This is a genomic window from Oleiphilus sp. HI0125, assembly GCF_001635355.1.
The window spans coordinates 1-25,322 of record NZ_LWGF01000636.1 but is presented as its reverse complement, the minus strand read 5'-3'; the positions used below and the strand labels follow the sequence as shown (position 1 = coordinate 25,322).

Annotated in this window: 25 protein-coding genes; 6 read left to right on the top strand and 19 right to left on the bottom strand. The window is 44.7% G+C overall.

The window, feature by feature from the left end; all coding sequences use genetic code 11:
* The coding region (locus A3762_RS08450) for a globin family protein (RefSeq protein WP_231878772.1) at positions 1-476 on the top strand (476 nt) is incomplete at its 5' end.
* A gap of 150 nt (positions 477-626) precedes the next feature.
* Here the strand turns inward: A3762_RS08450 and A3762_RS08445 are convergent.
* The 6 genes from A3762_RS08445 to folX all read right to left on the bottom strand — a co-directional run bounded on the left by A3762_RS08445 (position 627) and on the right by folX (position 7,023).
* Positions 627-2,054: a methyl-accepting chemotaxis protein gene (locus tag A3762_RS08445; RefSeq protein ID WP_068754951.1), complete on the bottom strand. Its 1,428-nt coding sequence runs from the start codon at positions 2,052-2,054 to the stop codon at positions 627-629.
* A 15-nt stretch (positions 2,055-2,069) separates the two neighbouring features.
* Positions 2,070-2,222 carry a hypothetical protein gene (locus tag A3762_RS26410; RefSeq protein ID WP_156493340.1) on the bottom strand — a complete coding sequence of 51 codons (153 nt, stop codon included), beginning with the start codon at positions 2,220-2,222 and terminating at the stop codon, positions 2,070-2,072.
* A gap of 87 nt (positions 2,223-2,309) precedes the next feature.
* Positions 2,310-2,954 (bottom strand): hypothetical protein, encoded by a 645-nt coding sequence (locus A3762_RS08440; RefSeq protein WP_068754949.1) that lies wholly within the window; start codon positions 2,952-2,954, stop codon positions 2,310-2,312.
* A gap of 533 nt (positions 2,955-3,487) precedes the next feature.
* A complete protein-coding gene (locus A3762_RS08430) occupies positions 3,488-5,710 on the bottom strand; it encodes an NADP-dependent isocitrate dehydrogenase (protein ID WP_068480716.1) in 2,223 nt (740 codons plus the stop codon).
* A gap of 298 nt (positions 5,711-6,008) precedes the next feature.
* The gene (locus A3762_RS08425; protein ID WP_068754945.1) at positions 6,009-6,644 is read right to left on the bottom strand and encodes a hypothetical protein; all 636 of its coding nucleotides are present in this window, start codon (positions 6,642-6,644) and stop codon (positions 6,009-6,011) included.
* Positions 6,637-7,023 carry a dihydroneopterin triphosphate 2'-epimerase gene (folX, locus tag A3762_RS08420; RefSeq protein ID WP_068474961.1) on the bottom strand — a complete coding sequence of 129 codons (387 nt, stop codon included), beginning with the start codon at positions 7,021-7,023 and terminating at the stop codon, positions 6,637-6,639. The genes A3762_RS08425 and folX overlap by 8 nt, the downstream gene beginning before the upstream one ends.
* 129 nt (positions 7,024-7,152) lie before the next feature.
* Between folX and A3762_RS08415 the strand changes: the two genes are divergently transcribed.
* The 3 genes from A3762_RS08415 (at position 7,153) to A3762_RS08405 (ending at position 12,519) form a co-directional block, all read left to right on the top strand.
* The gene (locus A3762_RS08415) at positions 7,153-8,259 is read left to right on the top strand and encodes an efflux RND transporter periplasmic adaptor subunit (protein WP_068754943.1); all 1,107 of its coding nucleotides are present in this window, start codon (positions 7,153-7,155) and stop codon (positions 8,257-8,259) included.
* Complete coding sequence (locus A3762_RS08410) at positions 8,256-11,414, top strand: efflux RND transporter permease subunit (protein ID WP_068754941.1); 3,159 nt, start codon at positions 8,256-8,258, stop codon at positions 11,412-11,414. The genes A3762_RS08415 and A3762_RS08410 overlap by 4 nt, the downstream gene beginning before the upstream one ends.
* Before the next feature lie 121 nt (positions 11,415-11,535).
* Positions 11,536-12,519 carry a DUF523 and DUF1722 domain-containing protein gene (locus A3762_RS08405; protein ID WP_068754940.1) on the top strand — a complete coding sequence of 328 codons (984 nt, stop codon included), beginning with the start codon at positions 11,536-11,538 and terminating at the stop codon, positions 12,517-12,519.
* Here the strand turns inward: A3762_RS08405 and A3762_RS08400 are convergent.
* The 10 genes from A3762_RS08400 to A3762_RS08355 all read right to left on the bottom strand — a co-directional run bounded on the left by A3762_RS08400 (position 12,514) and on the right by A3762_RS08355 (position 21,197).
* Positions 12,514-12,897 (bottom strand): DUF4345 family protein, encoded by a 384-nt coding sequence (locus tag A3762_RS08400; RefSeq protein WP_068754938.1) that lies wholly within the window; start codon positions 12,895-12,897, stop codon positions 12,514-12,516. The genes A3762_RS08405 and A3762_RS08400 overlap by 6 nt on opposite strands.
* A 34-nt stretch (positions 12,898-12,931) precedes the next feature.
* Positions 12,932-13,705: a hypothetical protein gene (locus A3762_RS08395; protein ID WP_068754936.1), complete on the bottom strand. Its 774-nt coding sequence runs from the start codon at positions 13,703-13,705 to the stop codon at positions 12,932-12,934.
* Positions 13,706-13,783: 78 nt separating this feature from the next.
* Positions 13,784-14,332 carry a DUF2878 domain-containing protein gene (locus tag A3762_RS08390; RefSeq protein ID WP_068754934.1) on the bottom strand — a complete coding sequence of 183 codons (549 nt, stop codon included), beginning with the start codon at positions 14,330-14,332 and terminating at the stop codon, positions 13,784-13,786.
* An 11-nt stretch (positions 14,333-14,343) separates the two neighbouring features.
* Positions 14,344-15,597: a cyclopropane-fatty-acyl-phospholipid synthase family protein gene (locus A3762_RS08385; RefSeq protein WP_068754932.1), complete on the bottom strand. Its 1,254-nt coding sequence runs from the start codon at positions 15,595-15,597 to the stop codon at positions 14,344-14,346.
* A 15-nt stretch (positions 15,598-15,612) separates the two neighbouring features.
* Positions 15,613-16,497, bottom strand: coding sequence for a DUF1365 domain-containing protein (locus A3762_RS08380; protein ID WP_068754930.1), 885 nt, complete (start codon positions 16,495-16,497; stop codon positions 15,613-15,615).
* Positions 16,497-17,768, bottom strand: coding sequence for an NAD(P)/FAD-dependent oxidoreductase (locus tag A3762_RS08375; RefSeq protein ID WP_068754928.1), 1,272 nt, complete (start codon positions 17,766-17,768; stop codon positions 16,497-16,499). Before A3762_RS08375 ends, A3762_RS08380 begins: the two co-directional genes overlap by 1 nt.
* Positions 17,765-18,595, bottom strand: a complete 831-nt coding sequence (locus A3762_RS08370; protein WP_068754926.1) for an SDR family oxidoreductase — start codon at positions 18,593-18,595, stop codon at positions 17,765-17,767. Before A3762_RS08370 ends, A3762_RS08375 begins: the two co-directional genes overlap by 4 nt.
* A 12-nt stretch (positions 18,596-18,607) precedes the next feature.
* Entirely contained in the window at positions 18,608-19,057 is a 450-nt protein-coding gene (locus A3762_RS08365) for a nuclear transport factor 2 family protein (RefSeq protein ID WP_082869023.1), read from the bottom strand.
* On the bottom strand, positions 19,044-20,000 hold the full coding sequence (locus tag A3762_RS08360) for an acyl-CoA desaturase (protein ID WP_068754924.1): 957 nt from the start codon (positions 19,998-20,000) through the stop codon (positions 19,044-19,046). The genes A3762_RS08365 and A3762_RS08360 overlap by 14 nt, the downstream gene beginning before the upstream one ends.
* 135 nt (positions 20,001-20,135) lie before the next feature.
* Positions 20,136-21,197: an NAD(P)/FAD-dependent oxidoreductase gene (locus A3762_RS08355; RefSeq protein WP_068754922.1), complete on the bottom strand. Its 1,062-nt coding sequence runs from the start codon at positions 21,195-21,197 to the stop codon at positions 20,136-20,138.
* Between the two features lie 205 nt (positions 21,198-21,402).
* Between A3762_RS08355 and A3762_RS08350 the strand changes: the two genes are divergently transcribed.
* Both A3762_RS08350 and A3762_RS08345 read left to right on the top strand, forming a co-directional pair.
* Positions 21,403-21,990 carry a sigma-70 family RNA polymerase sigma factor gene (locus A3762_RS08350; protein ID WP_068480806.1) on the top strand — a complete coding sequence of 196 codons (588 nt, stop codon included), beginning with the start codon at positions 21,403-21,405 and terminating at the stop codon, positions 21,988-21,990.
* Positions 21,957-22,616, top strand: a complete 660-nt coding sequence (locus A3762_RS08345; RefSeq protein ID WP_068754921.1) for a ChrR family anti-sigma-E factor — start codon at positions 21,957-21,959, stop codon at positions 22,614-22,616. The genes A3762_RS08350 and A3762_RS08345 overlap by 34 nt, the downstream gene beginning before the upstream one ends.
* 65 nt (positions 22,617-22,681) lie before the next feature.
* Here A3762_RS08345 and A3762_RS08340 read toward each other — a convergent pair whose 3' ends face one another.
* The 3 genes from A3762_RS08340 to A3762_RS08330 form a co-directional block, all read right to left on the bottom strand.
* The gene (locus A3762_RS08340; protein WP_068480680.1) at positions 22,682-23,275 is read right to left on the bottom strand and encodes a hypothetical protein; all 594 of its coding nucleotides are present in this window, start codon (positions 23,273-23,275) and stop codon (positions 22,682-22,684) included.
* Entirely contained in the window at positions 23,275-24,252 is a 978-nt protein-coding gene (locus tag A3762_RS08335) for an alpha/beta hydrolase (RefSeq protein WP_068754919.1), read from the bottom strand. The genes A3762_RS08340 and A3762_RS08335 overlap by 1 nt, the downstream gene beginning before the upstream one ends.
* A 70-nt stretch (positions 24,253-24,322) precedes the next feature.
* A partial coding sequence (locus tag A3762_RS08330) for an MFS transporter (RefSeq protein ID WP_068754917.1) occupies positions 24,323-25,322 on the bottom strand: 1,000 nt, incomplete at its 5' end.

Below are 25,322 nucleotides of genomic sequence, written 5' to 3'. Positions count from 1 at the left end.
CACAGAAGCACAGAAGCACAGAAGCACAGAAGCACAGAAGCACAGAAGCACAGAAGCACAGAAGCACAGAAGCACAGAAGCACAGAAGCACAGAAGCACAGAAGCACAGAAGCACAGAAGCACAGAAAAAAATCGTACAAGAAAGTTTTGCAAAAGTAGAACCTATTGCTGACGCAGCAGCCGAAATATTTTACGGCAAGCTTTTTCAATATGACCCTAGCCTTCAGCTGCTTTTTAAAGGCGATATGACGGAGCAAGGTAAAAAGCTAATGGCAACATTGAAGATTGCCTTAAAATCACTCGACGACCTAGATGCCTTAGTTCCAGTGCTCGAAAACTTAGCCATAAAGCATATTGAATACGGGGTAAAAATAGATGATTACACCCCTGTCGGAAATGCCTTAATAAATACTCTAGCGGAAGGTTTGGGTGACGATTTTAGTCAAGAATGTAAAGCCGCCTGGGTTGAAGTGTAAAAAACAATTGCTCTTGTCATGCGCGCCAAAGCTTACCCAGACTTTGATGCAGAATCCTACAAAAATACTAAAACCTATCAGCATTAAGAATCGTAGAGCGTAGCGACTAAAAACGATTTCATTAAGGTAGTTCTGTTGCTAAGTCAATAGCTAAGCCTTAAACCCTCCAACATAAGATTTAAGGTCATCGACCATCGTATCGACAACCTGCGCCTCATTAGCCGTTTCTGCTGCAGTGGCTTGGCTCTGAGTGGAAAGCTCGCTCACGTCGTGAATACTTCTTGAAATATCTTCAGATACAGCTAACTGCTCCGTTGCGGCCGCCGCAACTTGCTCGTTCATAACTTGGATTTGAGAAATTTGTTCAGCAATGCTTTGGAAGGAATCACTCATTTTATCTACTCCCTCTACACTGCGCTCTGATTCGCGAACACCTTGAGCGGTAACCGTTTTAGCTTTGTCGATACTTTGGTGCAAACGCTCAATCGTCGCATTAATTTCGTCCGTTGAAGAGTGCGTCTTTTGTGCAAGCGAACGTACTTCATCCGCAACCACCGCAAAACCTCGGCCCTGCTCTCCCGCTCTAGCGGCTTCAATAGCTGCATTTAAAGCCAATAAGTTGGTCTGCTCCGCAATATCAGAAATCATCTGAAGCACCTGAGATATGCGCTCTCCCGCCTCGGCCATATCTGCTAATTCAGAATCAATGTTCTCGATGTTTTTGGCTTGCGCACGAATGCTTTCAATACGGTTTTCGATCAATCGTGCACCTTCTTTAGCAAGTTCGCTAGCCTTAGCGCCCGATGATGCGGTTTGCTCGGCATTCGCAACCACCTCGCTTGAGGTGGCATTCAACTCAACCGCAGCACTAGAAATAGATTGGCTTTGCGCATGCTGCGCATCACTCGCCTCTAAACTGGTTTTAGTTTGCGCATGCAAGCTTTTTGACGATGAGGACAAACGCGTTGCCGTGTCTGCCATATAGGCCACGGTTGTCTGAAAGCTCTCAAGTAAACGATTAATCGCATCAGAGCTCTCACCAATCTCATCTTTACTACGAACATCAACACGCTGTGTAAAATCCGCATCCTCCACAATACGATGCAAGCGCTCAGTAAATACTGGCACTGGAGACACCAATTGATTAGCAAACCATAAACTGACACACACAGCGATGCCCGCGGCGACTAACAAGGCGATAACTAAAGCCGTCATCAAAGATTCAAACATAGACTCAGATTTCGCGAACGCCTCGACCTCATCGATCTCGCTCATGATCGCCCAACTCAAACCATTAATATCGAGCGGCGCGTAGGCTGACAGCACAGAGACACCTCTGTAATCATCAAAAACATCAAATCCTACTACACCAGATAACGCTTGATCAGCACCTCTTGTGTTCACTGGCTGCAGACCAATACTGGTTTCCCTAGTGGCAATAGATTGGAATGTCTGCGCATCTAAACCCGATGTTTCTAGTACCTCTAAATATGCGTCTTTATCTTCAATCAAAAAACGGCTCATGCTGCGCATTTTGCGGTCTTGAGCAATCAAATATGTTTCACCCGATTCGCCCAAACCTGTCGTTGCCCACTATTGGTCGTGCGTCATGATTGCGTTAATACGATCTATAGGCATCTGAAAAATCAGAACGCCTAACAGTTCTCTCGCATCAAAAATGGGAGAAGCAATAAACGCAGCAGGATCCTCATAAGATGGTGGATAAGGAGCAAAGTCATCGATCACAACATAATCTTGCTACGTTGCTTGAACCGCTTGCGTAAAAACGCGTGCGATACCACTGTTGGCATAAGGTCCGTCAAATAAAGATGTTCAGTAATCCAGTTCTTTAAAAACGGAATAAACGATATCACCGGTATCTGGCGCGACTAAGAAGATATCGTAATACTCAAAACGCTGCAGAAAATAGCGAATAGGCGGGTGATAGATCTTGTGCAACTTGCTGTAGAGCGTATTGTTATCGAGCTGAATCAGGGCATCTTTGGCCCCTAAAGGTTCAGTCTTGTTTGCAATGAAATCGTATTGTAGAGAAATAGAGTCTGCATCTAAGCCTTGCATTAAGGCTGCTGAATTGACCTTTTGACCGTTATTACGTTCAGCGTCCTCACCACCGAAGGATTGCTCATAATATTGCTGCAATTTTTCTTTTTGCTGAACGACATTGTCACCCGTTCGCTGCGACAAATAATCATCAAACTCCTGCTTGAACTCTCTCATTGCATTCACGATCATCCGATCTTTCGAGAAGCTCAATACCTGATCCTGAATCGTTTGAAAATATCGCTCTATTTGGGATTTCTTAGACTCTCTCACTGCAGTGAGTTGAGCCTTTGAAAGCTCATGAATGGCCGACTTTCCGTCCGAATAACTGCTATATGCAATATAGGCACTGAGACAAAAAGCGGGAATGATGGCTAGTAAAATGCCAATACTTAAAAACTTAGAACGCAAACGCACAATGACAATCCTGCTGTGATTTGCATGGGAGTTATAGTCAAGAACACTGCGCTAAACAAAAAAGAGAAGACTGATCGCTATTCTAAAAATTTCAGGCAAAAAAAAGCGGCCAGTCCCCGGGCCGCCATAATCTTCCATGAAAAAAGTTCCTTTCATTCAAAACCTTCTCTCGAAAGGCCTGACAATTTCCAGCTAGTCGCACTGTGCTGTTTAACTGTCAAAGGACACGTAGCAGAATGCTTGCCAACTCTAGAAAGTTTAAAAAATCAATTTATAAACAACAACTTAAGGGGATAACAAAAATAGAGTAGAATGCGTTGCAGTAGATAACGCCCAACAAGTGATCAAGGCGCACCAGCTTGAAACACACATAAGACTGTTCTCTCACTACTTCCACATGAAACGCAAACCTCGAAGTAGAGAACACTATGAACGTAATCCCAGCTCTAATTTTCAGGTAAAAAAAAGCCAGTACATTTCTGTACTGGCTTTTCGTATTAGACTCACCTCAAATGAATGAAGCGTCTTAACGCTTATTTGAACTCATCAAAAATTGCATTCAAGGTCTCACTTGGGCGCATCGCTTTTGAAGCCAATTCGAAGTCAGGGTTGTAGTAACCGCCAATCTCGATTTCTTGACCCTGAACATCAAGTAGTTCTTGCACAATCTTGGCTTCGTCTGCGCGAAGCTGCTCTGCGAGCTTAGTGAATTTCGCTTTCAACTCAGCGTCATCGTCTTGCGCTGCCAAGGCTTCTGCCCAGTACAGAGCAAGATAGAAATGACTGCCACGGTTATCGATCTCACCCGCCTTACGAGAAGGTGATTTGTTCTCATCAAGGAAGACTTCAGTTGCTTTATCAAGCGTACTTGCAAGCACTTTCGCGCGAGGGTTATCCGTTTTGTCACTCAAATCTTCGAGTGATACCGCAATCGCTAAAAACTCACCTAACGAATCCCAACGCAAATGGTTTTCTTCATTGAATTGCTGAACGTGCTTCGGCGCAGAACCACCAGCACCTGTTTCAAACAACCCCCCACCAGCCATCAATGGCACGATAGAGAGCATTTTTGCACTTGTACCTAATTCAAGAATTGGGAACAAATCCGTTAGATAATCACGTAATACGTTACCAGTCACTGAGATCGTGTCTTTACCGCGAATCAGACGTTCCATGGTTAAGCGAATCGCTTGGTCCGGCGAAAGGATACGGATGTCGAGACCTTCAGTATCATGTTCCTTCAGGTACATTTCGACTTTAGAGATCATCGATGCATCATGTGGACGCTCTGGGTCTAACCAGAATACTGCAGGCATACCGCTAGCACGTGCACGAGTAACGGCTAATTTCACCCAATCTTGGATTGGAAGATCTTTTGTCTGGCACATACGCCAAATATCACCCTTCTCAACATCGTGAGAAAGCAAGACATTGCCCGCATCATCAATAACACGAATAGTTCCATCTGCTTCAAGCTCAAATGTCTTATCGTGCGAACCATATTCTTCTGCTTTTTGAGCCATCAAACCAACGTTTGGAACCGTGCCCATAGTCACTGGATCAAAGTTATCGTGATGCTTACAGAAGTTGATAATTTCTTGGTAAATAGTCGCGTAGGTACTCTCTGGAATAACCGCTTTGGTATCTTTTAACTTACCATCGGTGCCCCACATCTTACCGCCGATACGGATCATTGCAGGCATAGAAGCATCAACGATCACGTCGCTAGGAACGTGTAAGTTTGAAATACCCTTGTCTGAATCAACCATAGCGAGTTCAGGACGATCTTCGTAACACTTACGAATATCTTCTTCAATTTCAGAACGCTGCGAATATGGAAGAGACTGAATTTTCTGGTGAACATTGCTTAAACCATTGTTCGCGTTCACACCGAGCTTTTCAAAGGTTTCTGCGTGCTTTTCAAAGACTTCTTTAAAATATACTTTTACAGCATGGCCAAAGACGATCGGGTGAGAGACTTTCATCATGGTCGCTTTTACGTGCAACGAGAACAAAATGTTAGCGCGTTTCGCACCTTCCATTTCGGCTTCGAAGAAATCGCATAGCGCTCTCACACTCATAAACATGCCATCGATGACTTCGCCGTCAAGCAGCGCTAGATTCTCTTTGAGATTTTTCTTTTGACCATCTTTGGTTTCAAGCTCAATGCGAACATTACAAGCTTTATCAATAATCGTAGACTTCTCGTTATGGTAAAAGTCGTTATCCCACATGTGCGCTACGTGCGTGCGTGACGCCTGGCTCCACTTACCCATTGAGTGAGGATTTTTGCGTGCATACGCTTTAACCGCTTTTGGCGCTCTTCGATCAGAGTTCCCCTCACGTAATACAGGGTTTACCGCGCTTCCAAGCACTTTTGCATAACGTGCTTGAATGTCATTTTCTTCATCAGAACTTGGTTCGTCTGGGTATGCAGGTAAATCAAAACCTTGAGATTGAAGCTCCGCAATAGCTGCTTTTAGCTGAGGAATAGACGCGCTCACATTTGGAAGCTTAATGATGTTTGCTTCTTTCTTAAGTGTTAGTTCGCCCAACTCTTTCAACGCATCTGGAACGCGTTGCTCTTCTTTTAAGTTCTCTGGGAAAGCTGCAAGGATTCGAGCAGCAAGTGAGATATCACTTGATTCGACACTGACATCTGCAGCAGAAGTAAAGGCATTTAGAATAGGTAGGAGCGAGTAGGTAGCAAGCGCCGGCGCTTCATCGGTTTTGGTATAGATAATTTTATTAGACATGCATTCCCCAAATTGTATCGGTAGAAAAAACCAGTTCAGGCATCGGACAACTTTTGATCGTCGCGCCCTTAGGCAAAAATTGACCGCGTATTCTACAGAAATATATTGAAAATAACTATCAATTCACACATAGCCTACAAAATTTAGGCCACTAGTGTAGTTCAAGTTTTTTGCATTTTGATGAAAATAAGCAAGATAAAAAGCTGCTTTTAACTTAGTGATAAGAAGATATCGCTTTATATAGTACCTAGCGCGCTAGGTTGCTTTGCATTTAAGGCATAACACAAGCCAAGACCTATTATTTGAAGGCGCCTTCTTCAATCAACAGATTTAAAAGTCCGGCTGCTGAGGCTTCAAGCGCCCGAATTTCGTCACGCTTAGTCACCGTCTTGCGATAATTATCAATTTCACCAACACCGGCGTAAATTCTCACCCAGCCGGTATTCGAGATAAATTCACCGATCGCGGTACTATCGTCGACATACTCTGTGTAGAGTCCGGCTGTAATCACAATACAATGCGCACCTTTCGCTGGAACAATCCCCAACGTTAGCACTGAAGTAGAGTAGGTAAAGTTGTCGCGAAAGGATTCCATGCCATGAACACATGCTCCGCCGTCCGGCAATGCTTGCTGGATATCGAGAACAAAATCCGCCTCGTCTTCGTCCACCAAGTTGAAGCCATAATAACGAACCACGTCTTGAATCAGATTCAACACTTCAGCGCTTCGATGATGCAATTCAAATAGACGACCACTGTCTTGCAAAGCCGTTTGGATCTCCGCCCCAGTGACAGCTATATTGATGTAGGACAAATCAGAACGGTCAACCTCTTTCATGACATCATGAACATTTGAGGTCGTTGTAGAGCATCCATAAATAACGGTAAGACTCAAAATAAAAAGAAGCTGAAGTAAACGAGTAATGTTAGACATGTTGAGTCGCACTTAGAGTAACAGAAACAGAATCAGCAAAACGCAAGGCATGTGGCTTTTCGACCTTTACCTGAGCTATTTGTACATTCGCGTGAGCCATAATGATATCAAGAATATCTGAACATAGCTTTTCGAGAAGTTTGAAATGTCCCTTTTCGACAAGATTAATCACGGCTTTGGTAATGACTTTATAATCTAACGCGTCATGATGGTCATCACTATAACAGGCCGTATGCGCGGGATAATCAATCCAAAGATTAATCACCACATCTTGTTGCTTTATGAGCTCTTCTTGATTGAAACCGATAAAGGTTCGGAGCCGTAAATTCTCAACGTGAATACGTGCTAACTGAAGTGCCACAAAGGTCTCGTTTTTCATTATTAAAGGCACAACTTAACACCAATAAAAGGAAAGACCAATTGGATTAGTTGACCATTTGCGTCAGACTAGACCGCTTTCGCATCACGCACTCTTCCCTTAATACAATAAACTAGCTCTAGGATAACAATGAATCGTTCTGTACTTATTGCACTTGGCCTCAGCATCGCAGTTCTAGGTTGGCTTTTTTCTGGCTCATCGAATCAGCCAGCTACGCAAGTTAATGAATCCGCATCTGAAGAACAAACAACACCAAAAGAATTATTTAAAGTCACGGTTCGTCCAATGGTTGCCGAAACTGTTGCCGATATTATTACCCTACAAGGCGACATCGAACCGGCTCGTGCGATCACTGTGAAAGCTGAAACTCATGGCAGCATTACCAACATTGGCGTCGAGAGCGGAACGCGTGTTCAGCAAAATCAAGTCATGCTCAATATCGACATTTCAGATCGACAAGCGCGCCTCGAACAAGCCCAAGCAGAACTAAAGCTACGTGAAGCAGAGCTAAAAGCAGCGCAACAGTTAAAACAACGAAAACTCGTTTCAGGAAATCAACTCGAACAAGCCTTAGCAAATCTTGCAGCAGCCAAATCATCGGTAGAGCAAATAACCGTTGAACTTGGCCATACGCGCATTCGCGCGGCATTTGAGGGCATCGCTAACTATCGCCATGTGGAGTTAGGTGATTATGTTCAAGCCGGCGACCCACTCATCGACTTGATTGACGACCAGCACATTAAAATCATAGCGCGTGTACCTCAACAACATGTTTCCAAGATTGAGCTTGGACAAACTGTCAACGCTGACCTTTTAGACGGAACAACAATTGAAGGGCAACTTTCATACATCTCAAGCCAAGCGGACCCAGCAACACGAACATTTAGAATCGAAGCGACTGCACAGTCAAAGAGCAACCCTCGTCTTGGCCAAAGTGCGCGCGTTCGACTACAGCTCGGAGACATTCTTGCGCACAAAGTCTCATCATCAATTTTGAGCTTAGCTGCTGATGGCAGCATTTATGTAAATGCTGTTGATGAGAGCAATCAAGTAGTTCGCTATGTGGTTGAGATTATCAAAAATGATAGCGATGGCGTTTGGTTATCAGGCCTACCAGAAAACCTTAATCTAATCGTTGTCGGACAGGCTTTTGTTGCAAAGGGACAAACGGTCGATATCGCTATTGAAGGACAAATCGAAACCAATGTCGACGCAGACACTGAGGTCGATGCATGATCGCAAAAACCGATTTAAGCGCTGCTAGCTCTCAGGGCGAGCATAAATCTCATGTCGTCGACTGGGCGATTCGTCGTCAACGTGCCGCACTGCTAATTTTGTTCTTCCTGCTCATCGCAGGTATCGCCTCTTACAACTCAATACCTAAAGAGTCTGAGCCAGATATCCCTATTCCATGGATCTACGTATCCATGACCTATGAAGGCATTTCTCCCGAAGATGCAGAGCGATTGCTCGTGCGTCCGATGGAGAAAGAGCTCAAATCAATAGAGGGCGTAAAAGAAATGACCTCTATCGCTGGCGAAGGACACGCTTCTGTCACGCTAGAGTTCGATGCTGGATTTGATGGCGATGCAGCACTAGATGATGTGCGAGAAAAGGTCGATCGAGCTAAATCTAAGCTCCCCGAAGGTAGTGATGAGCCGACAGTAAACGAAATTAACGTCGCACTCTTCCCCGTCATGAGCATTAGTTTAGGGGGCGCGTTACCCGAACGAAACTTGCTTGCAATTGCCCGTGACTTGCGTGACGACATTGAAGCCTTAGGTGGTGTGTTAGAAGTCGATATCGCCGGTGAGCGCGAAGAATTGCTAGAAGTTATTGTCGACCCCCTCATTCTTGAAACTTACAGTATCGATTTTGAAAGCGTGCTGAACGTTGTTTCTCGAAATAATCGTCTTGTCGCGGCAGGCGCCATTGATAATGGTGCTGGACGCCAAGTAATGAAAGTCTCGGGCGTCATCGAAGATCTCGATGACATAATGTCGATGCCCATTAAAGTTGAAGCCGGCACCGTTGTGCCATTCCGCGATGTCGCAAGCATCAAAAGAACCTTCAAAGACCCTAACGGTTTCGCCAGAGTAAATGGTAAGCAAGCACTCACTCTTGAGGTTAAAAAACGTCTCGGCGCAAACATTATTGCTGTTACCGAAGAGATAAAAGCCATTATTGCCGAGAAGGAACAATACTGGCCCGAAACGCTCGAGTACAACGTCATTCTTGACAAGTCTAAAGATATCATCACGATGCTCGAAGACCTTCAAAACAACGTCATTAGTGCCATCATCATGGTGATGATCGTTATTGTTGGCGCACTCGGCTTACGCTCATCAATTCTAGTTGGCCTTGCTATTCCAGCTTCCTTCCTGAGTAGTATTCTGATCATTAATTTTATGGGGCTTACGCTTAATATTGTTGTGCTCTTTAGCTTGATCTTGGTAGTGGGGATGCTAGTCGATGGCGCTATCGTTGTTACGGAATTAGCGTCTCGAAATCAAGAAGCAGGCTTAAGTTCAGACAAAGCATTCTCTAAAGCTTCGCGTCGAATGGCATGGCCCATTATTGCGTCAACAGCAACGACTTTAGCAGTGTTTCTACCTTTGATCGCTTGGCCTGGCGTGGTGGGCGAATTCATGAAATTCTTACCCATTACGGTCATTATTTGTTTGTGTGCGTCTCTCGTGGTCGCCCTACTCTTCTTGCCAGTTCTTGGTGCTTCACTTGGTGGCAGCAAAATAAAAAGCGAAGAAGCACAATCTGATAATCGCTTCACCTTGGCTTATTCAAAAGTCCTAAGAGCACTACTTAAAAGACCGCTCTTAACGCTGTTAGGTAATATCTCTATCGTCGTCGCAATCATGATTGCTTATGGCAGTTTTGGCAAAGGTGTCGAGTTTTTCCCTGACGTAGAACCGGATAACGCAAAAGTTCTGGTATCGGCACGCGGAGATCTCTCAATCTATGAAAAAGATGCGCTGTTGAAGGAGGTTGAACGTAATTTCTTCAATATGCCAGAACTCAAGTCTGTCTATGCGAGATCCTTTAATCGAGCTCAAGATCAAATGGCAGAAGACGTCATTGGCTCTGTGGATTTCCAGTTTATTCCATGGGACGAAAGACGCACCGCGAGTGTCATTCTTGCTGAAATGGCTGAAAAAACCAAAGATATTCCTGGTGTAAAACTAGAGTTTCGTAAAGCTGATAACGGCCCTTCAGGCGGTAAAGCGATTCAGATTCAGGTATCAGCAATTTACCCAGAGCATATCGATCAAACGATCGAAATACTGCGCTCGCATATGGCGAAACTAGGTGGCTTCAAAGATATTGAAGATGACCGCGCGCTGCCTGGCATAGAATGGCAAATGGAAGTTAATCGCGAAGGCGCTGCTCGCGCAGGCGCAGATATCGTATTAATTGGTACCGCCATCCAGCTTCTTACTAATGGCGTTAAGGTTGCAGAATATCGTCCAGATGACACTGATGAAGAAGTCGATATCAACATCCGCTTCCCATCTCAGAAACGAACACTAGAAGCTTTGCAGAGCCTTCGTATTCAAACCAATGTGGGAATGGTTCCACTTGGGAACTTTGTACACTTAAAGCCTGCTCCAAAAACCGGCACAATCAAACGTGCAGATAGCCGCCGTGCGGTTCTTTTGCAGTCTGAAGTGGAAGAAGGACTTCTGCCGACAGATAAGATCCAAGAACTCTTTGCCTCAATTGAGGGAGAGTCTTTTCAACCTGACGTACGTTTCAAGTTAAAAGGTGAACAGCAAGACCAACAAGAAACAATGACTTTCTTGGGAACCGCTTTCATTCTCGCGATTTTCTTGATGCTTCTAATCTTAGTGATTCAGTTTAATAGCTTCTATCAGAGCTTCTTAGTTCTGAGTGCCATCGTGTTCTCAACCTTCGGTGTACTGCTTGGCTTGCTGATTACCGCGCAACCATTCGGCGTAGTTATGGTAGGACTCGGAATCATCGCACTCGCGGGCATTGTCGTGAATAACAACATTGTATTGATCGACACCTATAACGCTTACATCAAAGACGGTTACCGGCCATTCGATGCGGCTTTGGCAACTGGCGAAATTCGTTTACGCCCAGTATTGCTCACAGCCGGCACCACTATTCTAGGACTAATTCCTATGGTTATGGCAATGAACATCGACTTTATTGGACGCGACATTAGCTTCGGTGCCCCATCGACACAATGGTGGCGTCAATTGTCGAGCGCGATAGCCGGCGGTCTAGGCTTTGCGACTATTCTCACCCTGTTACTCACTCCTGCACTTCTCGTGCTAGGCGCTAATACCAGAGCAAAATGGCGCAAATTCCGTGGCAAACGCGAAGCACCAGCCTTAGCAGAGCAATGAGGTAATCAATAGAAACATGAGTCTGAGCACGCGTTTTCGCAAAGGCTTATGTTTCTCATATTCCAATCCTTTGCTACTTTAGTTGCGTATACAATTTCTCTATTTCAAATTGGAATTTCGAATGCCCGATCAACAAATCTTTCCAGATAAAGAACGTATTTTGATTGGAATTAGTAGCTGTTTGCTTGGAGAAAAGGTTCGTTTCGATACCGGCCACAAACACCACTCATACATCTCTAATACGCTTGGCCAATATTTTACTTTTCATCCTTTCTGCCCAGAAATGGCTATTGGCCTTGGAACCCCTCGAGAAACGATTCGTCTCGTTGAACGTGAAGATCGTATTCATGCGGTAGGCACAAAGACTGAAGATCATGACGTTTCTATCGCGTTACGTGATGTCGCTGAACAGCAGAAAGATTGGCATAAAGATTTGTGCGGATACATCTTAAAAAAGGACTCTCCTAGTTGCGGGATGGAACGCGTTAAGGTCTACAAAGGGAAAAACCCCAAGCAATTGGTACCTGAGCGAATTGGTGCGGGTTTGTATGCGGAAGTTCTGCTGAAGAACTTCCCTAATCTACCTGTAGAAGAAGAAGGCAGATTGGGCGATGCCGTTCTGCGCGAGAACTTTATCAAACGTGTTTATGTCTACCGAGACTGGCAAGACATGATAGAAAGCGGATTAACCATGAAGAAGCTGCTCGAGTTTCATGCCGCCTATAAATACTCGCTCTTGGCCCATGACCAAGAGCGAGCTCGTGCTCTAGGAACGATGCTAGGTGGTGGCAACAAACAAGAAGTGGAGTCGCTATCTGAATGTTACTTCGTTGAGATGATGCGCATCCTTAAAATACGTGCGACCAGAAAGAATCACGTAAACGTACTGCAGCACCTTCAAGGTTTCCTGAAAAACAACTTGGACAAGGAAGACAAAGCGGAGTTAGTAGAAACGATTATGAAGTATCGAGACGGGATCTTACCCCTGATCGTGCCGATCGTACTATTGAAACATCACTTTAGACGTCATCCGATCGAGTGGATAGATAACTGTATGTACTTAAATGCTCACCCGGGTGAATTGATGTTGTTCAACAGCCTATGAGCCTGCACGCTGATACCGACGAAAAGCCCACCCTAGACAGACTGCAATGGTGATTTCTAGTGCTGCCAACATCCATGCGCCCGACTGAGCGAGCGCTTCAGGGTGTACCACAAAACTGAGCACGCGTGCGCACGCCAAACTTACCGAAACAAGCAAGGCCATTAAGAGTGATCCAAACTGCGCAGCTTTTATCGACGCACCAATAAACATTCCCAGCGCAAGACCAATCTGTAATCCACCATAAACGCTCATAAATTCAGATGCAGCAAGACTGGTCGCTAAATCAAAGCCTAAATATTGCGCGGCAAGCTCGTACTGAAACAGGCACCACAAACCACTCAACAAATATAAAACACCAATTATTCGTAGCGTTATCATAACTTCACTCTATTCAGCCTTGCGCTTAGAAAAACTAATTCACGACACTGGTAGGCGCACTACCTAACGCCTCTCGATCTGCAATATGATGCGGTTCTTCATATTCATACAAAATAATCGCCGAATAATTTGCATCAACTTCAGGGGCGTATATATTCGTGAGCCCTTCGTAACGCAAAAGCCTCTGTGTATCGAGCGAATAATCTAAAACGATAGGGTCCATTAACAAGTTAATGACCCAATTTGAAGGTTGAATCTGCAGACGCACACTGTCACCCGATAGAGACACACGGCTCAATTCAAAACCGACTGTAGAACTTCGGCTCAGAGCCAAGAACTCAAACTCGATAGTTTGACCGGATACCAAGTCATCCCAGTTTTCGATCACCATTCGATCGAAGCCACTATCAACAACCAGTGGCAGCCCCGAATCTGACAAACTAAAACGCGTTCTCTCACCACTACTGTCTAGGAACAGGGCGTCGCGCATCGAAGTCGTTTCATAGCGAATATCGCTATTAAATTGTTCGAATTGAAGATAGGGCTGTAAGGATGAAGCTCCCGAAAAACTAAGCGCTTTTTCGGCAATACGCTGACCTTGTGCTCCCTCATAAATGACTTGCGATTGAACGTACTCGCCTTGCTTTGAGAGCTCTACATAATGACGTTCAACGTACAACAGCTCGTTGCTATCAATATCATAAGCTTTGCCGATGAATCTAAGTTGGTCTGCAAAAGCCACAGACGTACAAACTGCGCCAAGCATCAACAGAAAAAGGAATTTTGTTCTTCGAAATAAAAAAGTCATCTCTATACTCTTCTTATTCAACGTTAGAGATTACGTATAATCGAAATAGTCGGACTATTTAATATGGAACTACGTCAATTAAACGAAAGCTTGTCGACGCTGATTAAGCATTAACACGACGCACCCAACAGCTAACCAAAGAGCCGCAATAATCGGTAAATGCTCGATCGAAAACGTTAACGCCTCAAGTTTATGCCCCGCGTAATAGGACATTGGTCCACCGACAGCGAAAAACGCGATCAACAACCAAGGAGAAGTATGTAACCATCGCAATGATAGAGGGAGGCTCGCTGCAAATCCCACCCACATACAACACAACCACAATGGTATAGAACCAAGTAGTAACAGGTTATCTTCTGGGAATGTATATAAACCTAGATCAGCCAACACGCTGTCTGCGATACAACCAAATAAAACAACGACCGCGCAAGCCACATACGTGCTACGATTTCGCACAACAAAAAAGAAATGTGCAAGCAATACAGCAAGAGGAGCTAGCGCTATCTGCCAGCCCTCTAGAATCGCAGCAAACCAGAGACACTGAAACAACACAGCATTTACAATGACATGCTTTGTTGCATAGTCAGCGCGAACACTTGAACCTTGAGTTGCTGTTATCTCAGCCATATTTGCCTCAATTAAACCACGGTCTCATCTCGAAACTCTGGTTTTGCATAGACTAGATGAGATACACCGATTGAACGTTCCGCAAAACCGCCCTCACAGTAACACAAATAAAACTCCCACATTCGCTGAAATGTCTCACTGTAACCAAGCTCAGTAATCTTTGCCTTCTCTCGCTTACAGGTCTCATTCCAAGCAGATAGCGTTCTTGCGTAGTGTTCTGCGAAATCAAACTGAGAAACCATGCGTAAGTCTGAACTATCTCGCATCGCCTGTGTTAATGCGATAATAGAAGGAATACAGCTACCAGGAAAAATATAACGCTGAATGAAATCAACATCTTTTCGCGCGCGGTCATAACGTTGATCGGCAATCGTAATTGCCTGAATCAACATCAAACCGGTAGGCTTAAGAAGTCGCGAGCAAGTCTCGTAGTATGTGTTGTAATACTTCCAGCCAACCGCTTCAATCATTTCAATCGATACCAGTTTGTCGAACGTGCCCTCAAGATTTCTGTAGTCTTCAAGCAGAAGCGTTATTTTATCCTCTAAGCCTGCTGCTCTAACTCTTTCACAGGCTAGCGCGTATTGTTCTTTCGATATCGTGGTCGTCGTAACTTTACATCCGTAATGTGTTGCTGCGTAGATCGCAAAGCCGCCCCAACCTGTTCCAATCTCAACAACATGATCTTGCTCACTAAGCTGTAGTTGCTCACAGATCCGTTTTAAGCGGAATTGCTGTGCTTCTTCCAAACTCGATTCTTCAGTTGGGAAAATTGCTGACGAGTACATCATGCTTGGATCTAAAAACGTTTCAAAAAAGTCATTACCCAAATCATAGTGTGAAGCAATGTTACGTTTTGAGCCTTTTTCGGTGTTCTGGTTCATGCGGTGCAAGACTTTCAGAGCAGGCTTAGATAAGGCCGCAAAGCCCCCTTCCATACCATCTAAAATATCCATGTTGCGCACCATCAAGCGCACTAACTTTGCTAAGTCAGGCGTCGACCAATCACCAGTCATATAGCTCTCAGCAGCACCGATACTTCCGCCGGTCATAATATCTACATAACACGACGCGTCGTTCACATGTAATTCGGCAATCAAATCAGCGTTATTGTCGTTTCCGAAACGATAAGTCTGGCCGTTATCGATAATACTCAGTGTTCCAGTATGCAAAGCCTTAAGCTGTGATAACACTGCTTTCTTAGCAATAGACTGGAAGCTAAAACGGCGCCCCTGAGGATAGGCATTAACGTGCTGTGTGTTCATAATAAACTCCCCACCTTAAAGGGCTGAATTCGCATTATTGTTGTGTTGATTATCACTGACAGAGTCAGGGTGATCATAAAATGGACTACGTTTGATCCATAACTTCAACGCTTGCCAGTATATGCCAAGCACTACTTTAACTGTCATAAGAGGTTGCTTAAGCAATCGATTGAGACCATGTTCTAAGCCTTCTTTGTGCAAGCCCATCGTGGCATCAAAGTGCTTTTCAACAGATGCATCGCTTCGTTCTATGGTGTTATCCATATGTACCGACAATCCTTCTCCCGGCGTTTTGAATACCCAGTTATATTCCATATTCATTGGATTAAACGGCGAAACATGGAAGGCTTTAGAAAACGAAAAGCGGCTGACCGTCTCACGAAGTTGTTCTACTTCAATCACTGCATCATCAAAGCTCTGATAATCTAACTTACCATCAGCAATCGGGAGGACGTAACTATGACGCTCATCCCATGGCGTATTAGTAATTTCAGCCAATATCGAAGTTAGCCGCTCATTCTCATCAAAGCAGTAGTAAAAGCTAACAGGGTTAAAAATCACCCCGAAATAACGAACGTTCGCAAGTAGGCGAACTGACTGAATAGTTGGAACATGTCGCTGGTTCAACGTGTAAAAGGCATTTACTTTTTTAATGACACATTGCTTTAAATCGTCATCTTGATGATCAGCACTCTGATTGAAGTAATCGCTACGATCAAAGCTCGCGATACCAAACTTTCCTAAACGAAAGAACCAGAGTTTTTTGGTTACCTCATCAATCTCGTCTAAATCGAGATACCACATAAACATACTGTACTTAAATGCATGCGAAATCGGCTCAAACCTGCGGTGCCGAATGTGGCCATGATATAGGCAACTCTTCAACTCACGCGTTGACATTAGAGATGAATCCCAAAGCGCTCAACGACACGCAAGGCGCTATTCACGCCGTCTTCATGGAAGCCATTCAACCAATATGCACCACAATAGTGAGTACGGTTCACATCGCTAATCTCGGAGTGTCTACCCTGCGCAGCCACCCCGTCTTGAGTAAAGACCGGATGTGCATAGTTATATCGTTCAATCACCTTAGACTCATCTATTTCGTCGCTACGATTAAGCGTAACGAGATAGGTTTGATCCGCATCAGTAAAGTTTTGAAGAATATTCATGTTGTACGTCACCATGGCGTGCTCAGAGCAACGCTGCGGAATATGGTAGTTCCACGCGGCCCATGCAAGCTTTCGCTTTGGCATCAAAGTGGTATCTGTGTGCAATACCACCTCATTATCTTGATACGGAATCGCACCTAAAATTTCTTCTTCTTGCGGAGTCGGCGCCTCAAGCATGCTAAGCGCTTGGTCGCTATGACATGCCAAGATCACTTGATCAAATTCTTCAGCACCGTCTTTTGAATGAATCACGACATTCGACGCATTTCGTTCGATTTTTTTCACCGGCGTGTTTAAACGAATGTTTTGTTCGAAAGGCTTGATAATCTCTTTCACGTACGCTGCCGAGCCTTCAGTAAGCACACGCCATGTAGGACGGTCATCCACGCTTAACATGCCATGGTTGTTAAAGAACTTCAGGAAAAACTCAACTGGAAAATTCATCATTACGTCTGTTGACGCAGACCAAATAGCTGCCCCCATTGGTATGATGTAAAAATCACGAAATTGACGAGAATACCCATTACGCTCAATGTATTCCCCTAAGGTCATACTGAGGTCTTCGCCTTTATCTAAGGCAGAGGTAGTTTGCTCATTAAACCGCAGAATATCTTTGACCATGCGCCAGAATTTAGGACGAAACAAGTTGCGGCGTTGAGCAAACAACGAATTGATATTCGTGCCGTTATATTCGAGACCACTGTTTGCACAATGAACACTAAAACTCATATCTGAGTTTTGCCATGCAACACCTAATTGCTCCATCAACTTAATAAAATTTGGATACGTCCAATCATTAAAAACGATAAAACCAGTGTTGACCGGGTAGCGCTTCCCATTATGTTCAATTTGTTTTGTATGCGTGTGCCCACCAAGATAATCATTTGCTTCAAAAAGCGTGACCTCATGATGCCTACTCAATAGATAGGCGCTTGTGAGCCCAGCAATGCCAGAGCCGACTACCGCAATTTTTTGTGACGACTGAACTTCGGTCATCATAAATTTGTCTTTCCTTTGTCTAAATCTGTTGAACTGGTTTCGTGACGAGACATCGATCCCAAGAGTTTAAATTTGGCCTTAGTAGGCAGCCACGCTAGAAGCTTGAGACTCCAAACAAAACGCTTTGGGAAAGACACGTCGAATACATGCCTGTCTAAACCCTTCACGATCTTGTCGGCTGCATCTTCACTCGACACCATCATAGGCATATCAAAGTCGTTCTGCTGGGTCAGCGGTGTATCAACAAAACCAGGGCTAACCAACTGAACATCAATACCCTCAAGCTGCCAATCTATGCGCAAGCATTCCGCAAAATAACGCAACGCACTTTTTGAAGCCCCATAAGCATGCGCACGAGGAAGCGCCTGATAAGTCACGCTGCTCGACACGAACACCATTGACGCATCGGCATCCGCAGCTTTAGCTTTTTGGAGAAACGGATAAGCCACCCGCGAGATTTCAATCGCAGCAAAGTAATTTGTGTCGAAAACGTGGCGCGCCAAATCAGTATCAAGCTGATCGCTGTCCATGTACTCACATGTCCCAGCGTTGACAATCACCATGGATAAGTTCGGAACGTTTTCCTGCAACCAAGATTGAGCGTTCGCAATTTGATCTGCCTGAGTTACATCTAAAACGAGAACGTCTGCAAGCACACCAAAAGTTTCGATTTCAGCCTTTACGCTTACTAACTTGTCCTCAGATCGCGCACTTAAAATAATTCTGCCGAAACCGCCATTGCGCGCATACTCGATCGCTACAGAACGTCCGATACCAGTGCTGGCACCGACGACCCAAAGCGTGGAATGTTGATTATTTCCGGTCATGCGCGATCTCCGCTAAACCAATCGTTGTTTCAGTTTCCTAATGAGAAATCCCAAGGCAGGAATATGCTCATATAGCATCTGCCCTGCGTCGAAAAAGTCTCGATGATCGCACACCTTTCCATCTTCAACTCTGAGAATAGAGGTCCCGTCCACAGCAACGCTTTGCCCCCGATTTAATCGAGGATGAGTGAAATACATTTTCCAACGCAAGTACGCGCGGTCTTTCTCAAGCGACTCGTCTAACCAATCAAAGCAAATACTTCCGACGTTCTCGTACACGTTTTCAAAATACGCGATCAAGTCAGCCATGCCCTCAATATGATGAAGCGGATCCCTAAACACTAAGTCATCAGTGTAGGTTTGGCTCAACAAAGACTCGCTTAGAGTGTCACGATTCAACACGTTAAACATTTCTTTGAATTGCGCGACTGCTGAAACCACTTGCGCGTTACTTGCTTTCACCAATCTCCCCCTTTTGTTGGCTGGACGCGTTTTTAGCGTGCTGTTTACCTTCAAGGAGGATACGCGAGGGAACAGGCTTTAGCTCACGTGTAATACCAATAAAACTCAGCAACTTGATTACATAATAAGAGATATCAATCTCCCACCAGTAAAAGCCTTGTCGAGCAGATACCGCAAACCGATGATGATTGTTGTGCCATCCCTCACCCAAAGTCAGCAGCGCGAGCCAACCGTTGTTTCTGCTTTGGTCTTTAGTATTGAAACGACGCTTGCCCCAGACGTGCCCCAGAGAATTAATCGTGAAAGTTGAGTGGAACAACAGAACCGTCGATACGCAGAAACCCCAGACAACAAGCTGTAATCCGTTCGTGCCGAGCTCTGGATGTGTTGCAGCCAATAATTCGCCTAAACCATACATGCCTAGCGCTGCTAGAATTGGCATCAAACTATCAAAACGATTTAAGAAGACGAGCTCTGGATATTTAGCCAAGTCAGGGACAACATCGTAATCGGTCTTGTACGCCTGATTACTTAAAAACCATCCAACATGACTCCACCAAAAGCTGTGATTAATTGGTGAATGTAAATCGTGATCTGTATCAGAGAATTTGTGGTGATTTCGATGATGAGCCGCCCACCATAAGGGTCCACGCTGCGCTGAACTCGAAGCAATCACAGCAAAGAAAAACTGCCAGAAGCGGTTCATTTTATACGCTCTGTGCGCGAAGTAACGGTGATATACTGCGGTAATCGCGTACATTCTCAACCAAAAAAAGCCCAAACAAATAGCGACCGCAATCGGACTCCAGCCGAGCCAAATCAAATTCAGACATGCGACATGTACAATGATAAAGGGCAAGCATCTCAACCAATTAATATCATTCGGTTGACCTTTTATTTGCTCCGCACTTGCTTCAGCATCAAACCAAAGCACGACGGACATCACCAATTTCCTCAAAGAAAATCGGCTTTCTCTTATTTGTGTTTTCACTTAAATATCCCAAACGCTTGACCCGAGCGAAATGCTCGGGCGATAAATCCGTGACACTAACTAAACGTCAAACAAGAACCATTGGATTTAAGATGTGAGGAGACTTTCGCTTTCATTATTGGACAACACACCTTCAATAGACGTGAGAATGGTTCTCAAAAGAGCATTTGCACTTAAAAATGCTGATTCAACACCATACTCGGATTCCACCGAAAAGTAATCCCCACAGGCAGACAGCTTAATCGAGGCATCATCAAAGAAATGCCCCATCAAGCGATTAGAGATATTAGGACGAGCATACAACCATCGATGAACATGCGCCTTTTCTAATGCATTGCGCAAAACAACTGAGTCCAGATCCACGACATCGGCCAAGGATTCTAGCAATACCGTTTCGACATCTGAGGCACTGACATTGAGATTCCGTGCCGCCCATGACTCAGAGCTGTGTAGCGTCATAACCAACAGGCTAGCATCAATATTCCGATCTGGCTTACGCGATTCAACCGACACCAGCCCTATGTCGTCACTTTGGATTGACCCAATTTTCTCTAGAGTCTTTACTGTCTGAGCATCAAGAACACGCTTGTCAAACGCAAAAACAGAGACCCACTGCGCGTGGTGACGCGATTGAGACATTGATGAATAAAGCCGGTGGTCGCGCCCCAATATCTCCGCCGCTTGAATCGGCGGCGTAGCCAAAATGAGATGGTCGGCCTCAAGTGTTTTGTTTTCAGAAGCTACGTCTAATTCGACAGTCCAAAGATTTTCGTTCCGACTTGCGCTGAGCACTCGCGCTCCGAACAAGGTTGACGCGCTGCCCAGCGCACCACGGGTAAGCAAAGAATTACGTCCGCGAACAATCGCCTTGCTAGATTCAATCACGACATCTTCCCTCGAAGAAAGATAGGCCTCAAAAGAGGAGTGGCTCACTTCAAAAAACTGACACCCTAAGTCGACGCCAAAAGCGATCTCGCCCGCCTTCAAACGTTTGGAGGAAACCCTTCCCCCAGATCCTCGCGCTTTATCAATAATCAATACTGACTTGCCTTCAGCCTGTAGTCGTCCTGCGATAAAAGCGCCTGCCATTCCAGCGCCAATAACCACAAAGTCCCAGCGTTGAGAAAAAGGGGATGTTTTTTGATCCATAGTTAATCCGAAATATGAGGATGTGCGTAAGAAAGTTAGTAACGATTGCAGTACGTACTTTCCGGAGTATTAGATCGTTTTTTTAATAGTAAAACTGCTCAAACCGAGAACTCCTAGTATGAACGCTTTACTGGACAAGAAAGCTAAGGTAAGTTTGGTGAAACCCCGCGGTACGTCTGCATCTTCATCAAATAAGGGCCGAGTTTTGGCACAGAAAGAACCGAATGAGTTGAACCAGTTTTTAATCAGGATTGGAGAGAGTAAAGATAGACAAGCTTTTGTAGATCTTTTTAAAGCAACATCTTCCAGATTAAAAGCCTTCGCGATGCAATGCGGAGCTTCAAGCGCTGACGCTGAAGAGCTTCTGCAAGAATGCATGATCATTGTGTGGCGTAAAGCGCACACTTTCAAGCCAGAGTCGGGCAGCGCGATCACTTGGTTGTACACGATCGTTCGAAACAAAAGAATTGATATGGCTCGCAAAAGTCGTCATGAAACTGTGCAGTCGGACGACCTCTGGGCCGAAGAAGGTTCAGAAGAACTAGAGACGCAGATTTCAGGAGAACTTGAAGGCAAGACAGCACGAGGAATGCTGAAGCACCTTCCAGAGGTCCAAAAGCAAGTGGTTTTCAAAGTGTACTTTGAAGGCAAATCACATAGCGAGATAGCGGCAGATCTTGATTTACCACTAGGTACAATCAAATCTCGTCTAAGACTCGCAATGAAGAAATTAGAAAACGTAGCAAAAGAGCAAATGTCATGGCTAATTATCATCCTAATGATGAACTTTTGATGTCCTTTGCAGCTGGGCAACTAGCTGATGCACTAGGACTCATGGTGGCATGTCATGTTGAATCATGTCCTAAATGTGCAGAAAAAGTTCGTAACTTTGAGTCGCTTGGTGGCGACATATTGAATCAATGTTCCGAAGAAGTCGTGTCTGATTCTCTATTAGACGAGACCTGGGCAAAAATCGAAATGTTTGAAAGAAATAAAGTTTCTCAAGAGAGTTTCGAAAAAGCAGCAAACGAAAAGCGCATAAACATACCGCGCCCGATGCGCAGGTTTATCAAAGAAGACTTTGATCAATTAGATTGGAGTGGCTTCAGCAAAAACATCAAAGAGGTAAACCTCAATATTGATGATGAGCGCTACACAACGAAGCTATACCGAATTAAAGCTGGTTCAAAGCTTCCAGAGCATACACACAAAGGAACGGAGTACACCTTAGTGATGCAAGGTTCGTTTTCCGATAAGAGTTGCAAGTACAATCAAGGTGATTTCATTCTCGCAGACGAAAATACTAAACACCAGCCACAAGCATCGGCTGACGCGGATTGTATTTGTTTAGCTGTAATGGACGCACCGCTGAAGATGACAGGGTTCTTCGGAAGAATGTTGAATCCGTTCCTGAGGTAGTTAGATCGCTAAAACTTAAAAGCCGGCATGAAGTCGGCTTTTTTATTCCCAAACAATACTATCTCTTACCAAAACCAAGAGCTGGCCAGATCATCTTTGCATCCCCAATACTGCTCGCTGTATTTTTTCGCTCTCGCTTCGACCTTACGGGCGACACCCATTAACCAAGGCTTGGATTTATAAGAACCTCTGCGATAACCGCCCTGCCCTTCGTGGTAATTCAAATATTGCGCATAAGCATCCCACTTCGACACCTTGTTCATTTTGTTAGTACGGTTCATATACCAACCGACAAAATCAATGGCATCTTCAAAATCATCACGTTCTGCAAACCAGCCACCAGCATCGTCTTGATACTCCCCCCAAACAGGCGTCTTTGCTTGAGAATATCCGTAGGCGTCACTCGCACGACCTATCGGGATGATCCAAAGAAAATATTCCATCGGAGGTTGTGCGTCATACTTGAATCGAGATTCTTGGTACATAATGGCCATCGGAATATGCACCGGCGCGCCCCAGCGCTCACGCGTTTCGATAGCGGCCTCGTACCAATCAGATTTCTCATAAAAAATATCACAGAGATTATCTGGATTTTTAGGTGGCGCTGTCGCACACCCCACAAGTTGAGTTAGCGCGAGGAGCGTGATGATTAAACGCATCAAGTAAATTGCTCTATTTTCTTGGCAATCAAAGCTAATGCCCTATCAGCTTCTGGAACCAACGGAGACAAAGTTTGAAAGACATGAAACATATCAGGGAAGACATCGTATGCTGTGTTTACTCGATCAGCACGTAAACGGCTGACTAAATCATCCACCTGCGCTTTGAATATCTCACTTCCTCCTGCCTGCACATACATTGGCGGAAAACCAATAAAGCTAGTCTCAGAAAAATCCGTTACGCGTTTATGGTCTTGGACATTATCACCAAAACTGTTGACCCAGCGATTTACAATCGACTCTGACAACATGTCTACCGACTCAAACTCCGTCGATAAATACTCAGGCTCAAAAGGGCGAACCCATGGCGACAACAGAACCGCACCATCTACTGCACCAACCCGACCTTGCTCTTTTAACTCACGAAGCGTGTTGAGCACCAGAGCGCCACCCGCAGAATCGCCCATGAGATATAACTGCTCCTGAGCATCTAGATCTTTGATAATTGATTCAACTACCCCCAAGCAATCTTCTTGTGCACACGGAAGCGGATGCTCAGGCGCTAATCGATAATCCACAGCAATAACTCGCATACCACACAAAATGGCAATTTTCGCGAGAGTATATTTATACCCTTCGGCACTACCAATCACATATCCGCCACCATGAAAATACACTACCGTTGGCAAGTCTTTTGGATCTAGTTTTTTTGGATAAACTTCTAAAACAGGTACACCAGCAATCTCTGCTCGATGCGCTGTCACTTTTGATAAAGCAGGCCCTTTCATTGCGAGCAGCTTTTGCGTTTCTCTCAACCAATCATGACTCTGCGATTCATATTTATTAAACAGCATTTGCACAAAACGACAGGTAAATTCTGCGCGCCAACTTCGAGCTGAAAGTGAATTAGGTCGAACGACCATCGACGAAAAAGCGGAGGAGCTCGCACCGAGCACGGCAAAAGAATTCTTTAACATAGGTCATACTTCTTATTTTTAAACTAGGCCATTTTCGCATCAAAACGCCTAGCCATGAACATGATTATTGTTATGCAGAACGTTTCCAGAATACTAACAATGCCAACTGAATACACAAGACCGGTATTGCAGAAAATAACAAAGTCGTCCAACCAAAGGCATAAACAATTGCTCCACTCGACAAAGACGCCATGGCCTGCAAACCAAACACGCTAAAGTCGTTAATACCCTGCACTTTATAAGCTTCATTGCCTTTATAGGCTTGCGGCAAAAGACTCGTGCCTGATACGAACAATAAGTTCCAGCCAACACCTAACAAAATCAAGCTGACATAAAAATGTACTAACTGAGGATCAGACCACGCAATAGCAATTGTGATGGCATAACATGCTAAACCCAGCCATAGCATTTTTAATTGACCAAATCGTTGTATGAGAAAGCCTGAAAAAAACGAGGGGATATACATCGACATAATATGTATTTGAATCACCCACTTCGTATCTTCGAGCGAGTGCCCCATTAGATTGTGCATTGTCACTGGCGTGGCGGTCATAACATAAGACATAACGGCATAAGCAATGGCCGCCGAGAGAACGGCCACCCAAAACACCGGCTGAGAAGAAATCTCAAAAATTGTCCTTTCTTCTGGTGAAGAGCGCTGTTGGGAATCAACCGGCTTAGGCGCCTTAAATACAAACAAAACAGGCAAACTCAATGCGAGTATGACAGCGAGCAAGACAAACGAGCCACTGTAATGTTGGTCAAATAACTCTCTACCAACCTGCCCGAGCTCTGGGCCAACAAATGCTGCAACAAGACCACCCAGCAGTACGAACGAAGCAGCTGGCGCATGTTGAGATTCATCAACACTTTCCATCGCCGCAAACCGATATTGCTGAATTGCCGCTAGGCCAACTCCTAACAACATCACGAAAAAACAAAATCCCCAAAACGAGGTCTGCTCGATGGCTTGCGCTGCACCAAGTGCTGCGCAAATCATCATAAGAATATTGACGCGAAAAACAGTCGAACGCCCATAACTTTGCATCAAGCGCGCAATAGGAATGACC